This is a genomic window from Ideonella sp. (assembly GCF_041287625.1).
GTDB lineage: Bacteria > Pseudomonadota > Gammaproteobacteria > Burkholderiales > Burkholderiaceae_C > Ideonella.
Map to the genome: position 1 here is coordinate 1 of NZ_JBGGNH010000044.1, position 13,956 is coordinate 13,956.

Genomic DNA, 13,956 nt, shown 5'->3' on the forward strand with positions numbered 1-13,956 from the left:
CGTGTGGGACAACGTGGCGCTGGGCCTGCAGGCGCGCGGCGTGCTGCGCGAACAGCGCGGCCGCGTGGACCAGGCGCTGGCGCTGGTGGGCCTGACCGAGTTCGCCGGCGCGCATCCGCATGCGCTGTCGGGCGGCATGGCGCAGCGCGTGGCGCTGGCCCGCGCGCTGGTCAACGACCCCAGCCTGCTGGTGCTGGACGAGCCGCTGGGCAAGCTGGATTCGCTGACCCGGCTGACCATGCAGGGCGAGCTGTCCGAGCTGTGGCAACGCCAGCGCTTCTCGGTGCTGTTGGTCACCCACGACGTGGAAGAAGCGCTGTTCCTCGCGCAGCGCGTGGTCGTGCTCAGCCAGCGGCCGGCGCGGCAGGTGGCCGAGATCGTGGTCGACCTGCCGTACCCGCGCCACCGCGGCGACGCGCGCCTGGCCACGCTGCGCCACCAGGCCTTGCGCGCACTGGGGCTGGACGCCACCTGGTGAGCCCAGGCAGCAGCGACTGGCTGCCCGCCTGGCTCGCACTGCTGGAACAGGCGCAGCAAGCGCTGCTCGCGGCACTGCATGCGCTGGGCCTGGCCACCGAGCTGAACGGCCAGCCGGCCTGGCCTTTTGCGCAGCGGCTGGCGCTGGAAGTGCTGGCCATCGACCGCGGGCTGGCGCGTTCGCTGCTGCTCGCCGTGCTGGTGCTGGCGCTCGCGCTGCTGCCGGCCTTGGCGGGCCTGCTGTGGCGCCGCACCCGCCGGCCCTTGTGGGCTGGCGCACTGCTGGGCTTGGGAGCGGGCCTGGCACTGTGGCCCTGGGGCCAGGCCTCGCTGCTGTGGGCGCCGGCCGTGCCCAGCAGCTTCCAGCATTCACCCAGCGGCTTCAGCGCCGCGGCCATCGTGCAAGGCGCGCAGCGCTACCAACAGCTCTGCGTGGCCTGCCACGGCGCCAGTGGCAGCGGCGACGGCCCGCTGGCCGCGCAGCAGCCACTGTGGCCGCCCAACCTGAACCGCGGCCTGCTGGCTCGGCGGCGCGAGGGTGAGCTTTGGTGGCAGCTTCAGCACGGCGCGCAGGACGCGCAAGGCCGGCCCACCATGCCCAGCTTTGCGTCCAGCTTGTCATCCAGCGACGCCTGGCAGCTGCTGGCCTACCTGCAGGCCCAGGCGGCCGGGCAGTCGCTGCGCGAGGAAGGGCGCTGGCTGCAGCCGGTGGCGCTGCCCGAGCTGGCGGTGCGCTGCGAGGGCGGGCCCACACGGCCGCTGCGCAGCTGGACCGGCCAGCGCCTGCGCCTGGTGGCGGTGGCCGGTGGTGCACTGCTGCGCGAGGACCCGCGCTTCATCACCATCGCCGTGTCCGCGCCCGGCCAGCCCGCCAGTGCAGCGCAGTGCCAGGCCCAGGGCCCGGAGGCCTGGGCCGCGCTGGCCCGCATTGCCGGCGTGGCACCCACCGAGCTGGCCGGCACCCAGTTCATTGCCGACCGTCAGGGCTGGCTGCGGGCACGCAACCCGCCAGGCACGGCCGGCTGGCGAGCAGAAGACCTGGTCTGCCGGGCCGAAGCCAATGGCGCACCAAGCGGGGGCCGCACGCCAGCCGATGCGCTGGACCAGCTGATCGCCCGCATGGATGCCGAGCCGGTGCGGGCCGTCGTGCCTGGCACGCCACATCTGCCGTGATCGCTCACCAGGAAACGCAGGGCCGCTCCAAACTTTCTCGTCCCTGCCGGGGCTATGCCTGTTCCGATGACCTCGGCCGTGTCTTCACATCAAGCTGGCTGGACATCTCTCGCCAGGTGGGTCTTGGGTGAATGTTGGCTCCTCACAGTGGTGGGAGCGATGTCTGGTTTGCACCGCGGGCGACGTACGGGAAAGAAGGGGCCGCGCGGGCGGTCGGCAGGGAAGCAGCGCGGCCGTCAGCCGGCTTCCGCCGTCACCCGAAGTGGCGGCCCCCAGTTTCCCCACCGAACGAAAGGCGCCCATGAGTGCGACCGTTCCAGTCCTGAGCATCGTGGCCGTCATCGCTCTCGCTCTCCTCCTGCCCACGCGTCTGATCATGCGGGCCAGGCAGAGCCGCTCGTGGCCCACCGTCGACGCCACCGTCGTCGACGCCCGCGTCGTCGGCACCAGCAAAGGCTCGCGGCCGAAGATCCGGTACCGGTACCAAACCCCGGACGGCCCCCACGAGAGCGGCCGACTCGTCGTGGGATGGATGTGGGGCGTGTCGGGCGCAGGCCCGGAGCGCATCGTCGGGCAGTGCCCGAAGGGCTCGACGGTCCGCGTGGCCGTCGACCCTGCCGATCCGCGCTACAGCGTCTTGCTGCCTGGCCTCCGCTTCCACCAGGTGGCGACCGCCATAGGCTGCGTGTTCTTCGCGATGGCGATGGCGTTGCTGCTGACCGTGGTCCTGACCGGCGGGGCCACGCCCGTGCCGCCAGAGAAGGCAGCTTATGTCGGGGAGTGGCAGGCCCCTTCGATGTATTTGTTGATCACGCAGGACGGTTCGGTCCGTTACCGCCGGATCAAAGAAGGCGGTTCGAGTTCGATCGACGGCCCGCTGAAGGGTTTCAGCGGCAACGACTTCGAAGTCGGCATCGGCCCGTTGTCCAGCACTTTCGTCGTCTCCACCCCGCCCCATCGAGACGACGAGCAGTGGAAGATGGTCGTCGACGAGGTTGAACTGCACAAGACGGCGGATCACGCCGGCCCGCTGCCGTTCAGCGCCGGTTCGACAACCCCCGCCGCTGCCGGGGGCACGCCATCGGCGAGCGCAAGACCGTGATGCGCGCCGCACTGCTGTGGCCCGTCGCACTGCTGCTCGGGTGCGAGGGCAGTGACCGGCACCTGGCAGAGGCGCCCGCGCTGGCCGCACCGGCTCACGCCTTGTCCGCGTCCGAGGGCGGAGCCGCCGCGCGCCAGGTCGCGTCAATGCTGGGCTTGTCGGCGAGCGTCGACCGGGCTGAGCAGGTACAGGAGCGGATCGGCGATGGCAGCCTCGGCCCTTCGGACGTTGTCACTTACACCGTGCTCTCCGTGCCCGAGGCGGAACTGCTGGCGTGGGCACCGAAGGCGGCGAGGCTCGCAGGCCGACCGGTGTACCGTGCCCCGAAAGCGCTGCCCGACTGGATCAGCCGCCCGGACTTTGACACGCTCGAGTTCTACGACGCATCGGACCTGTCGCCGCAGACTGGTTGGGTCGGTGTCGCACGGGCCCGCGGCAAGGTCTATGTCACGACGATGACGAATTGACCCCAAGCAACTCCCACCGAAGAAAGCCAGCCATGAAAACCGAAATCCTCGTCATCACCGACCGCTCCGGCTCGATGGCCGCCACCGCACAGGACGTGATCGGCGGCTACAACACCTTCATCCGCGAGCAGCGCGAGGTGCACGGTCAGGCGAGGGTGACCTTCGCGCAATTCGACCACGAGTACGAGGTGGTGTACGCCGGCAAACCGGTCGCAGACGTGCCGGCGCTGGACGCCAAGACCTTTGTTCCCCGCGGCAACACCGCTCTGCTCGATGCCATCGGTCGCACGCTCAACGAGCAGGGCCAGCGCATCGCCACCGAGAGTTGGGCCGACTTGGTGATCGTCTGCATCCTGACCGATGGCGGCGAGAACGCCAGCCGCGAATACGACATCGCCACCATCAGGACCATGACTGCGCAGGCAGAGAAGGTCGGCTGGAAGTTCGTGTATCTGGGCGCCAACCAGGATTCGTTCGCCGTGGCCCAGGGCCTGGGGCTCAAAGGCGCCATCGTCGCCAACTACAACGCCGACGCGGCCGGTACGCAGCAAGCGTATGGCGCGACCAGCGCTTCCGTGCGGAACCTGCGGGGTGGGCCACAGCCGAAGCCGTGAGCTTTCGCCAGCGGCAAGGAATTGCGTTGTTGGGAGTCACAAGCGGCGAAACCCCTCGAACGGCAACCAAAGCAGCCTCCTGGCTCAAACCGCATCCATCGGAGAGATGGCGGCTGCCTTGGTTCGGAATACGCAGCCTGACGCGCATCGGCAGGTCTGGAGGCGCTTTCAGCTGGCCGCCTGCAGCACCTTGAAGCCGTGCGTGCCGTCCCGCGCCAGTTGCGCCACCAGGCCGAATTCCCAGTCCAGGTAGCCCTGCATCGCTTCGCGCGGGTTGTCGGTGCCTTCGCAGGGGCGGTGGCTGCAACTGGTGGCGCTGCCCGAGCTGGCGGTGCGCTGCGAGGGCGGGCCTGCACGGCCGCTGCGCAACTGGGCCGGCCAGCGCCTGCGCCTGGTGGCGGTGGCCGGCGGCGCACCGCTGCCCGAGGACCCGCGCTTCATCACCATCGCCGTGTCCGAGCCCGGCCGGCCACTGCTGCGGAGTGCCAGGCCCAGAACCCGGAGGCCTGGGCCGCGCTGGCCCGCATTGCCGGCGTGCCGCCCACCGAGTTGGCCGGCACCCAGTTCATCGCCGACCGTCAGGGCTGGCTGCGGGCGCGCAGCCAGCCGGACGCAGCCGGCTGGCGGGCAGACGACCTCGTCTGCCGCGCCGAGGCCGATACAACCTCAGGCCGTGGCGCGCCGCCCGATGCGCTGGACCAATTGATCGCCCGCATGGACGCCGAGCCGGTCCGGGCCGTGGTGCCCGGCACGCCGCACCTGCCGTGATCGCTCACCGGGAAACACAGGGCCGTCCCAAACGTTCTCATCCCCGCCGGGGCTGTGCGCATTTCGATGAACTCTGCCGTGTCTTCTCCATGAAGCCGGCCGGGCATCTCCCTGTTGGCTCCCGATGAAGAATGTCTGCTGCTCGCGGTGATGGACTCGCGCTGTCGACCCTGATGAGACATTCGCAGTCCTGATCTCGTCGCTGCAAACCTGACGGTCGAACCAATGCCAGTGGCACCCGAACGAGGCACTGCAGGGGAGGTCTACACTGACGACTAACAAGGGCGGCGAGGCTCGCAATGAGCGCGCTGCTACGGTCGCCGAACCCACCGCACCTGCCGACACGGACGCAGCACATGACCGACCGACTTTTTGTCCTTGTGGACTACGACAACCTCGGTGATTTTCGAAAGGCTAAGACGCTTGACGCGGTTGTTCGGCACATTGAATCGCGCATCCCCAACCAATTCATGGACGGCATTTCGCGCGTCGAGGTGCGTTTGTACGGCGGCTGGACCACTGGACGCTCACTTACCCGCCAAGCCCAGGTCCTTGGGGCTGAGATCCAAGCCAATTTCCCAGCCACTACCCAGCGCCTCGATCCAACCGGCAAGCTGGTCACGCGCATACTGACGGTAGCCTTCGCGCGCTCGGGCCTGTTCTTGCCAAGCGAAGATCTAGCCGACACTTTCATGTCGGGACGGTCGGTCCGGAACGTTCAGGTCAATCAAAGTGGATGGCGCACGTGCGCGTCACCTCAACGATGCCAGTTAGCGCCAATTGAATCGTTCCTCCGGGATGGGCAATGCGACTTTGGCAGCTGCGGAGTAACGACCCGAGACCTTCTCCGCAGGAACGAACAGAAGCAGGTCGACACGCTGCTTGTAGCGGACATGGCTGAACTTGCGCTGCGGCAAGGAACAAAGAAGGTGGCAGTTGTCTCATCAGACGCCGACATGTGGCCAGGTGTCCTTCTTTGCCTCACAGCAGGGGCGTCTGTTTGCCAAATTCATACTTCTCCGGGTGGCATCACCAAGCCTGTGCTGATGTCCAATTTGTCGCGACTCGGCGCTGCGTATAACCAAACTTCAGTCTGAAGAGGAGCGAACCGTGACCGCAAATGAGCTAAAACGCATCCTTGGCGCCTTCGTCAATGACCCGAGTGAGTTGGACGTTCGTCAAGGGCGAATCGTTGCGCAAATTCAAGACGAATTGGTAGATGTTCGCCTCGTCACAAATGCAGATTCGGGCGAATTGATGATCGAAGACTCCGACTCAACGTATACACCTCGCTCGTGGCTCCTTCGAAGGGTTGCAAAGCTCGATCTGCTTGCTGACCGGATCTTGATGCATGTTCCGGACACCCCAGCCTTTGTCATACCGAGCGGCCTTCTGCGCGGAGATCTTTCTTCCCCCACTGCAGACGACGAGTTCGCGGTCACCGATGTCGCCGATGCTCTAGAGCAGCGCTTGGGGGCCCCAACCCCGGCAACCACAGCAATCCTGTACCTCACTTCAGATGCTGGCGAGGGCAAGACGACCCTAATTAACCACTTGGCTCGACAGCAGGCCGCCCGCTGCAAGTCCCGAACAGGTAGTTGGCTTCTAGTTCCGATAGCACTTGGTGGCAAGACGTTTCTGAGATTTGACGATGTCGTCATCGGAACATTGTCAAACCGCTTCCGCTTCAATCGGTACTACTTTGATGGATTTCTTGAGCTGGTCAAACTTGGAGCTATTGTTCCGGCCTTTGATGGGTTTGAGGAGATGTTTGTAGAGGGTCACTCAGGCGAAGCCGTCTCCGCGCTTGGCAGTTTCATCGATTCCCTTCAGTCGGCTGGATCGATCATGGTTGCAGCGAGAAAGGCCTTCTTTGAGATCACGAGCTTCAAGACACAGGCACGGCTGTTTGACGCAATCGGGGACAGGTCTGCTTCGTTTGCAAGACTGAAGATCAATCGATGGGAGAAGTCACAGTTCCTTGGCTACGCGGCTCTGCGTGGTTTCTCAGATGCCGAAGTCTTATACGACTCCTTTGCAGCCCGCCTCGGAAGCGAACATCCGATGTTGTCGCGCGCGTTCCTAGTCAAACGCTTGGTTGACCTCGCGCAGAGTGTCGAGACAGTTGAACAACTTGCAAACGAACTCGGTACTGCACCGCAGGACTACTTCTTTAAATTCGTCGAGACGCTCGTGGATCGAGAGGCCCGCCTGAAGTGGCTAGACAAGACTGGGGATGCAGCACAGCCCTTGCTCACTGTGGCCGAACACCATCAACTCTTGGCCGCGATCGCACGCGAGATGTGGCAATCTTCGGCCAATGCGCTTCGGCTCGACGTGATCGACGTGATTGTTGAGATGTTTGCCGAGCCGATGAGGCGGGGCCCTACCTTCGTGCGTCAAATTCGTGAGCGAATTCGAAACCACTCCCTTCTCTCGACGAACCCAGCGCGCGGAGGCTTGCTCGAGTTTGATCACGACGAGTTCCGCCGTTTCTATTTGGGCGAGTCACTAGGCATTGCGCTTGCGGATCGTAACCAAGCAGACTTGCTATCAATCGTTTCGGCCGACAGGCTTCCATCAGACACTTGTGACCAAGCACTCAGCCATTTGCTAAGGGTCGGAGAGCGACAGAGCGATTGCATTACGGTCGTCGTGGATGTCGCACGTAGCTCATCGCCACTTTCGTTTGCGCGAGAGAACTGCGGCGCCCTGCTAGTGCGGCTTCTTTCTGGTGAGTCCGAGAGCCGAGGTCACGAGGAAGTGGATTCGGTTGTCCTCCCATTGAACGCACTTTTAGGTCGACGGCTGTCCGACGTGACATTTTCGAAGTGCCGTTTTGAACCTACAGAGATCGCTGGAGCGCAATTCAACAGCGTCTCTTTCCATGCCTGCGACTTCGAACGCCTCGATGTCGCGGACACTGACACTTTAGTTGGGACGACCTTTGTTGACTGCCGAGTCAACGCTTTGAAGCGCGGTAGCGGGGAAGCTGAGAGAAACCTCTACGGGCCTCATGAAGTAGTCGCTGAAATGCGCAAAGTTGGCGCAGCAATTCCGCTGGCAAAGGACTCACCAGCTGATTCCACCCTACCTGAGGCCGATTCGCGGATTGATGCCGTCGAGAAGTTCCTTCGAGTGTTCTTGCGTGCGACTCAGGTCAATGAAGACACCATTCGGGCCAAGTTCGGCAAGCAAGGCCCATGGTTCCTCGACGACATTGTCCCTGTCTTGGTTCGAGCGAAGATCGTCGAAAATGTTGAGTACCGGGGCAGAGGCGTTCAGGCCCGTTTCAAGCTGGCTGTTCCGATGTACGCGATTCAGGATGCCCTCGCAGCCTCAGAAGGCAGCTTTGATACGTTTCTAGCCGCATTTCACGCAAGGGAAGCCCAAGGCTAGCCTACCCGAAGGAGGTCATCCATGAATGGCAGCTCCTGGCCGGGTCCTGACGCAGCTCGGCGATCTCAATGGCCGCCATCCACGTTGCGGATGCGGTCCGTCAATGCCAAACGGCAGGCTGCTGGTTCAATGGCGAATGGCCGTTGTCGATTGAATCGGTGAACTCTCGGGTCCGGTCATCAGGGGCCTTTCAGCCGGCCGCCTGCAGCACCTTGAAGCCATGCGTGCCATCGCTCGCCAGCTGTGCCACCAGGCCGTATTCCCAATCGAGGTAACCCTGCATCGCTTCGCGCGGGTTGTCGGTGCCTTCGTAGGGGCGGCGGTAGCGGTCGGTGCGGGGGCTGGCCAGGCGCTGGGCGCCGGTCTCGGCCGGCTGGCCGGCGGTGAACCAGGCGGTGTTGCCGCCTTCGAGCACCAGCACCGGCGTGTCCGTTTCGCGCGCCAAGTCCGCGGCGGCAAAGCGGGCCAGCTCGCTGCTGCCGCAGGTCAGCACGATGCGGCTGGGCGGTTGCGGCAGTGCCGCGGCGATCTGCGGCAGCACGGCTGGCAGCTCGGCGCGCAGGGCCCACCAGGCGCCGGGAATGTGGCGTTGCACATGGCGCGCACTGGCGGTGAGGTCGATCACCACGGTGCGGCCTTCGGGCAGCGCCTCGGCCAGCTCGGCCACGCTGATGCTGGGCACGGCGGGCGAAGGTGTCTTGGGCGGCCACGGGCTGCGGTGCGCAAAGCGCGTGGGTGAAACGTCGGCCACATAGGCCACGTCCCAGCCCATCTGGGCCAGCCAGTGCGCGGTCATCGGCGCGCGCACGCCGTCGTCGTCCACCAGCACGATGCGCGCGCCGCGCACCGGCGCGAACACGTCCGTCTCCTGCACCAGCTGGCCGCCCGGCGCGCTGCCGAAGCCCGGCAGGTGGCCGGCGGCGAATTCCTCGGGCGAGCGCACGTCGTAGCGGTAGACGGTGCGGCCCAGCGGCGCGGGCGCCAGCAGCGCCGATTCGTCCAGCCGCTGCACGCCTGCGCGCGCGGCCAGTGCCTGCGCCGCCTCGCGCGCCGCGGCGCGGCTGCTGCGGTCCACCGGGCCGGCCTGTGTCGCTTCGCCATGCGCCAGTTCGAAGCCTGCCAGGGTCCAGCCAATGGTGCCATTGCGCAGGGCGGCCACCGGGTTCGGTATGCCGGCGTTGATCAGCGACTGGGTGCCGATCAGGCTGCGCGTGCGGCCTGCGCAGTTGACGATGACCTGCGTCGTCGGGTCTGGCGCCAGCGTGCGCACCCGCAATGCCAGTTCGGCGCCGGGCACGCTGATGCCGCCGGGAATGCTCATGGTCTGGTATTCGTCGAAGCGCCGCGCGTCCAGCACCACCATGTTGGCGCCGCTGTCCAGCAAGGCCTTCACCTCTTCGGCCGCCAGCGAAGGCGTGTGCCGCTCGTGCTCGACCAGCTCGCCGAAGGACTTGCTGGGCACGTTGACGTCGCGGAACAGCTCGCCGCCGCTGCGTTGCCAGCCGTCCAGCCCATCGGCCAGCAGCGAGACCTGGGTGTAGCCCAGGCCTTTGAGCTTCTCCGCCACCGGCAAGGCCAGGCTGCCGCCCTGGTCGTCATAAAGCACGACGGGCACCTCGCGGCGCGGCAGGCGCCACGGTGCGTCCATCTCCACGCGCGACAGGCTCAGCTGCGCGGCAAACAGCGGGTGCGCCTGGGCAAACGGGTCTTCCTCGCGCACGTCGATCAGCGCGATCTCGCGGCCGGCGCGCAGTGCGTCGCGCACGGCTTCGGGAGAGGTCAGGGGCAGGGCGTGTTCAGCAGGCATGCAGGGCTTTCGGAGCAGGTTCTGGATGGGATTCGGAAGGCATCAGTGTTCTTTGGACAGGTCCCAAAGGTTGGGCAGCCAGGCGTTGGAGTAGCCCGAGACAAAAGGCTTGCGGCCACCCTCGGCGGGGTAGACCGAGCGCTGCACCGCGCCGATGTTGGCGCCGTAGACGTGGATGGAGATGGAGGTGCGGTCCGCATGCAGGTTGCGCACGCGGTGCACGTCCCCCAGCGTGGGCGACACGGCCTCGACCTGGCCTGGGCGCAGCCGCACCGGCTCGCCGCTGGGCTGGGCGTAGCCCTGCGCGCCCAGCAGGTAGCCCTGCGACTCTTCATCGCCGCGCAGCATGCCGATCAGGCCCCACACCGTGTGGTCGTGCACCGGTGTGGCTTGGCCCGGGCCCCAGACGAAGCTGACGATGGAGAAGCGGCTCAGCGGGTCGGCGTAGAGCAGGAACTGGCGGTAGCGCACGGGGTCCGGCTCGGCGAGTTCGGGCGGCAGCCAATCGTCCTGGCTGACCAGCGCGGCCAGCAGCGGCCGGGCCTCGGCCAGCATTGCCGGCTCGGGCAGGCGACGCTCGGCCAGCCGCGTCAAAGCGGCGATGAATTCGCGCAGCGGGCGCGGGTTCAGCAGTTCGGTGGAAGTCATTTTCAACGCTCCGTCTCGTTATGATGCAACGCCTCTTTCATGCGGAAGCCACATGAAGTTAGAAGACCTCGAAGCCTTTGTTGCCGTGGTTCGCATGCAGTCGATCAGCGCCGCGGCCGAGTCGCTTCAGCTGACGCAGCCGACCATCACGCGCCGGGTGCAGAACCTGGAAGAGGCGCTGGGCGTGGCATTGCTGGACCGCAATGTCAAGCCGCCGCGCGTCAATGCGATGGGCCGCGAGGTGCATGCGCAGTGCCGCGCCGTGCTGCGCGAGGTGACGGCGCTGCGCGCGCTGGTGGCGCTGGACACGCGGCCCTCTGGCAGCCTGCGCCTGGGGCTCACCCAGGGCCTGGGCGACCTGGTGCTGCCGGTCGCGCTGGGCCGGCTGCGCGACGCCACGCCCGAGCTCACGGTGCAGGTCTCCGTCGGCTGGGCCGGGCAGATCGTGCAGCGCCTGGTGCATGCCGAACTGGACGGCGCGGTGGTGCTGCTGCCCGAGGGCCACGCGCTGCCGCGAGACGTGCAGGGCGAGGCGCTGGGCGAGCCCGTGCGGCTGGTGGTGGTGGGCCCGCGTGGCGTGGCGCGCAAGTCCCGGCTGCGGCTGGCCGACGTGGCGCCCCAGGGCTGGGTGCTGAACCCGGACGGCTGCGGCTTTCGCGCCGGCCTGCAGCGCGCGCTGGCCGCGCAAGGCTTGCCAATGGACATCCGCCTGGAAACCTTCGGCCGCGAGCTGCAGCTGCAGATGGTGGCCGAAGGCTTGGGGCTGGGCCTGGTGCCCGAGCCACTGCTCACTGCCAGCGCCTGGCGCGAGCAGCTGGACGTGCTGCCCCTTTCCGACTTCCAGCCGCGCGTGGCGCTGTGGCTGCTGCACGCGCGGCTGCTGGGCAAGTTCGAGGCGCCGCTGCGGCGCTTCGCGGCCGATGTGGTCGAGGTGCTGGGCCTGCAGGAAGCCAAGCCCGCCACGCGCTGCCGCGCCTGAAGCAGGACGGCTGATCGGGTACTGCTCGGTCGGCATGGTTCAGCCTGCGGCCTGCAGCGCCGCGCGGCCGGCGGCGATGCAGGCGCTGTCCTCCTGCGGCGTGTGGATGCGGCCGCAGAGCACGTCCCGGTGGTAGCGCTCCAGCGGGTTGGCGCGCGCCATGCCGTGGTTGCCGCTGAGCTTCAGTGCGCGCTCCACCACCTCGATGGCGTTGCGCGTCACGGCGGTCTTCAGCAGGCCGCTTGCCGCTGGGGACCAGGGGCGGCCGGCGTCGCCGTCGCGCGCTGCCGCGTCCAGCTGCAGCCGGTTGGCCTGCAGCAGCAGCTCGATCTCGCCCAGCGCCTCCTGCGCACGCGGCAGCGTGGCCAGTGGCGCGCCCAGGCTGGCGGGTGCGCGGGTGCGCAGGAAGTGGATCAACCAGTCGCGTGCGTTGAGCGCAATCGCGTCATACAGCGCACCCAGCAGCACGTGCATCCAGTGCTGCTGCTCGGCGTCTGGCGCACGCGACCAGTCGGCCGGCTCGCGCAGTTCGAGTGCATGCGAGGCAGGAATCAGCACCTGCTCCAGCAGCACGTCGTGGCTGCCGCTGGCGCGCTGGCCCAGGCTGTCCCAGGTCTTGACGATGCGCACGCCAGGCGCCCGGCGCGGCACCAGGAACGCACCGGTGCGCACGGGGGTTTCGTCGCTGCGGGCCCAGACCACCAGCCAGCTCAGGCCTTCCACGCCGGTGCTGTAGAGCTTGTGGCCGGACACGCGCCAGCCTTCGGCGCAGCGCTGCGCCACCGTGGCCGGCAGCCCGCCGCGCGCCGGCGTGCCCAGCTCGGGCTCGACGCGCAGCGCGTTCAGCAGCGCGCCGTCTTGCACCACGCTGTGCAGCACCTGCCGGCGCAGCGCTTCGGGCCAGCCGCTGCCGGGGCGCGACAGCGCGCGGGTTTGCAGGTACTGCATGGTCAGCACCAGCGCAGTCGCCGGGTCGCCGCGGGAGACGGCCGCAATCACCTCGCGTGCCCGCTGAAGCCCGGCGCCACCGCCGCCATCGGCTTCGGCCACCGTCAGCGCCAGCAGGCCGTGGCGCTGCAGCAGCGCAAAATTGGCATGCGGGAAGCTGGCCTCGGCGTCGTGCTGGGCGCTGCTGGCCGCCAGCGTGGCGCTCAGCTGGCCAAGGGCGACCGCAGCGGCTCGGCTGGCGCTGGATGCAGGGGCGGGTGGTTGCGCAAATTGGGCCGGTTCGGCAAGCAAGGTCATGGCGACTGCAGGGAAAACGAGTGACGCTGGCCCGCAGGCTAGGCGCGCGTGCCGGGCTGGTCAAGCATGCGATATGAGCATGAATATCCGAAATCATCATTTGATGTGCGCATGATGCGGCGCTAGCGTCCGGGTCCTGTCCAGACCATTTCCAGGAGACGCCATGTCGCTCGAGATCATCGGCATGATCAGCACGCAGCACCAGTCGGAGACCCACGCCGCGCGCGGCCCGGTGATCGACCGCGACTACACCTGCCGCTTGGCCCAGGCTCACGAGGCCGCGGGTTTCGACCGGGTGCTGGTGGCGCAGCATTCCACCGGGCCCGATGCCAGCCAGGTCATTGCCTACGCAGCGTCCGTCACCGACAAGCTGCACTTCCTGCTGGCGCATCGCCCCGGCTTCATCGGCCCGGCGTTCGCGGCTCGCCAGCTGGCCACGCTGGAAAACTTCACCGGCGGCCGGCTCGCGGTGCACGTCATCTCCGGTGGCTCCGACGCCGAGCAGCGCCGCGATGGCGACTTCCTCGACCACGACAGCCGCTACGCCCGCACCGACGAATACCTGCAGGTGCTGCGCCAGGCCTGGACCTCGGACAAGCCCTTCGACCATGAAGGCGCGCTGTACCGCTACGAAGATGCGTTCTCCGAAGTCAAGCCGCTGCAGCAGCCGCACATCCCGATCTTCTTCGGCGGCGCCAGCGAGGCCGCGCTGCGGGTGGCCGGCAAGCACGCAGACGCGTATGCGCTGTGGGGCGAGCCGCTGGCCGAGTCCGGCGAGCTGATCCGCCGGGTGCGCGGCGAGGCGGCGCGGCATGGCCGCAAGCTGCGCTTCTCGGTGTCGTTCCGCCCCATCATTGCCGACACCGAGGCCAAGGCCTGGGCCCGCGCCGATGCCATCCTGGCCGAGACCCGCCGCCTGCGCGCAGCCAGCGGCGCCGGCCAGGGTGCGCCGCTGCAAAGCGAAGGCGCGCGCCGCCTGCTCAGCGCGGCCGAGCGCGGCGACGTGGTGGACGAGCGGCTGTGGACGGCCATCGCCCGCGAGTCCGGTGGCCGCTCGAACTCGACCTCGCTGGTCGGCACGCCCGAGCAGGTCGCGCAGGCGCTGGCCCGCTACATCGACCTGGGCGTCGGCACGCTGCTGATCCGCGGCTTCGACCCGCTGGAAGACGCACTCGACTACGGCCGCGAGCTGATCCCGCGCCTGCGCGAACTCGCCGCGGAGCGCGAGGCGCGGGGGCAGGATCTGCACAAGGAGGCGGCATGAGCCCCGCCCGGCC

At 67.4% G+C, this 13,956-nt stretch carries 13 protein-coding genes and 1 pseudogene; 10 read left to right on the top strand and 4 right to left on the bottom strand.

Going from position 1 to position 13,956, the window contains the following annotated elements; genetic code table 11:
* From ACAH41_RS17460 to ACAH41_RS17480, 5 genes are all read left to right on the top strand, one after another.
* Positions 1-478 (top strand): ABC transporter ATP-binding protein (locus ACAH41_RS17460; protein ID WP_370538390.1); only part of this gene is annotated, 478 nt, incomplete at its 5' end.
* Positions 475-1,650, top strand: a complete 1,176-nt coding sequence (locus ACAH41_RS17465) for a cytochrome c (protein ID WP_325654989.1) — start codon at positions 475-477, stop codon at positions 1,648-1,650. The genes ACAH41_RS17460 and ACAH41_RS17465, both read left to right, overlap by 4 nt.
* A gap of 301 nt (positions 1,651-1,951) precedes the next feature.
* Positions 1,952-2,752, top strand: coding sequence for a DUF3592 domain-containing protein (locus ACAH41_RS17470; RefSeq protein WP_325654990.1), 801 nt, complete (start codon positions 1,952-1,954; stop codon positions 2,750-2,752).
* Entirely contained in the window at positions 2,752-3,219 is a 468-nt protein-coding gene (locus ACAH41_RS17475) for a hypothetical protein (protein WP_325654992.1), read from the top strand. The genes ACAH41_RS17470 and ACAH41_RS17475 overlap by 1 nt, the downstream gene beginning before the upstream one ends.
* A gap of 32 nt (positions 3,220-3,251) precedes the next feature.
* The gene (locus tag ACAH41_RS17480; protein WP_325654993.1) at positions 3,252-3,833 is read left to right on the top strand and encodes a hypothetical protein; all 582 of its coding nucleotides are present in this window, start codon (positions 3,252-3,254) and stop codon (positions 3,831-3,833) included.
* Between the two features lie 168 nt (positions 3,834-4,001).
* On the opposite strand, the pseudogene ACAH41_RS17485 reads toward ACAH41_RS17480, so the two are convergent.
* Positions 4,002-4,130, bottom strand: a pseudogene (locus ACAH41_RS17485) (sulfurtransferase); the annotation flags it as partial.
* A 237-nt stretch (positions 4,131-4,367) separates the two neighbouring features.
* On the opposite strand from ACAH41_RS17485, the gene ACAH41_RS17490 reads away from it, so the two are divergent.
* From ACAH41_RS17490 to ACAH41_RS17500, 3 genes are all read left to right on the top strand, one after another.
* Complete coding sequence (locus tag ACAH41_RS17490) at positions 4,368-4,601, top strand: cytochrome C (protein WP_325654995.1); 234 nt, start codon at positions 4,368-4,370, stop codon at positions 4,599-4,601.
* Positions 4,602-4,957: 356 nt separating this feature from the next.
* Positions 4,958-5,698 carry a hypothetical protein gene (locus ACAH41_RS17495; protein WP_325654997.1) on the top strand — a complete coding sequence of 247 codons (741 nt, stop codon included), beginning with the start codon at positions 4,958-4,960 and terminating at the stop codon, positions 5,696-5,698.
* Between the two features lie 13 nt (positions 5,699-5,711).
* Positions 5,712-8,000, top strand: a complete 2,289-nt coding sequence (locus tag ACAH41_RS17500) for a hypothetical protein (RefSeq protein WP_325654999.1) — start codon at positions 5,712-5,714, stop codon at positions 7,998-8,000.
* Positions 8,001-8,190: 190 nt separating this feature from the next.
* Here ACAH41_RS17500 and ACAH41_RS17505 read toward each other — a convergent pair whose 3' ends face one another.
* Positions 8,191-9,807: a rhodanese homology domain-containing protein gene (locus ACAH41_RS17505; protein ID WP_325655000.1), complete on the bottom strand. Its 1,617-nt coding sequence runs from the start codon at positions 9,805-9,807 to the stop codon at positions 8,191-8,193.
* Positions 9,808-9,849: 42 nt separating this feature from the next.
* The gene (locus ACAH41_RS17510) at positions 9,850-10,455 is read right to left on the bottom strand and encodes a cysteine dioxygenase (RefSeq protein ID WP_325655001.1); all 606 of its coding nucleotides are present in this window, start codon (positions 10,453-10,455) and stop codon (positions 9,850-9,852) included.
* Positions 10,456-10,507: 52 nt separating this feature from the next.
* On the opposite strand from ACAH41_RS17510, the gene ACAH41_RS17515 reads away from it, so the two are divergent.
* Positions 10,508-11,434 (top strand): LysR family transcriptional regulator, encoded by a 927-nt coding sequence (locus ACAH41_RS17515; RefSeq protein ID WP_325655002.1) that lies wholly within the window; start codon positions 10,508-10,510, stop codon positions 11,432-11,434.
* Between the two features lie 39 nt (positions 11,435-11,473).
* Here the strand turns inward: ACAH41_RS17515 and ACAH41_RS17520 are convergent, their stop codons facing one another.
* A complete protein-coding gene (locus ACAH41_RS17520) occupies positions 11,474-12,679 on the bottom strand; it encodes an acyl-CoA dehydrogenase family protein (RefSeq protein WP_325655003.1) in 1,206 nt (401 codons plus the stop codon).
* Positions 12,680-12,842: 163 nt separating this feature from the next.
* Here ACAH41_RS17520 and ACAH41_RS17525 point away from each other — a divergent pair, with 163 nt between their 5' ends.
* Positions 12,843-13,943, top strand: a complete 1,101-nt coding sequence (locus ACAH41_RS17525) for an LLM class flavin-dependent oxidoreductase (RefSeq protein ID WP_325655004.1) — start codon at positions 12,843-12,845, stop codon at positions 13,941-13,943.
* The last annotated feature ends 13 nt before the right edge of the window (positions 13,944-13,956 follow it).

Bases quoted from the DNA above. Each gene is read 5' to 3' on its own strand.
- ACAH41_RS17470 (WP_325654990.1), top strand. From the start codon at position 1,952: ATGAGTGCGACCGTTCCAGTCCTGAGCATCGTGGCCGTCATCGCTCTC.
- ACAH41_RS17475 (WP_325654992.1), top strand. From the start codon at position 2,752: ATGCGCGCCGCACTGCTGTGGCCCGTCGCACTGCTGCTCGGGTGCGAG.
- ACAH41_RS17480 (WP_325654993.1), top strand. From the start codon at position 3,252: ATGAAAACCGAAATCCTCGTCATCACCGACCGCTCCGGCTCGATGGCC.
- ACAH41_RS17495 (WP_325654997.1), top strand. From the start codon at position 4,958: ATGACCGACCGACTTTTTGTCCTTGTGGACTACGACAACCTCGGTGAT.
- ACAH41_RS17505 (WP_325655000.1), bottom strand. From the start codon at position 9,807: ATGCCTGCTGAACACGCCCTGCCCCTGACCTCTCCCGAAGCCGTGCGC.
- ACAH41_RS17510 (WP_325655001.1), bottom strand. From the start codon at position 10,455: ATGACTTCCACCGAACTGCTGAACCCGCGCCCGCTGCGCGAATTCATC.
- ACAH41_RS17515 (WP_325655002.1), top strand. From the start codon at position 10,508: ATGAAGTTAGAAGACCTCGAAGCCTTTGTTGCCGTGGTTCGCATGCAG.
- ACAH41_RS17520 (WP_325655003.1), bottom strand. From the start codon at position 12,679: ATGACCTTGCTTGCCGAACCGGCCCAATTTGCGCAACCACCCGCCCCT.
- ACAH41_RS17525 (WP_325655004.1), top strand. From the start codon at position 12,843: ATGTCGCTCGAGATCATCGGCATGATCAGCACGCAGCACCAGTCGGAG.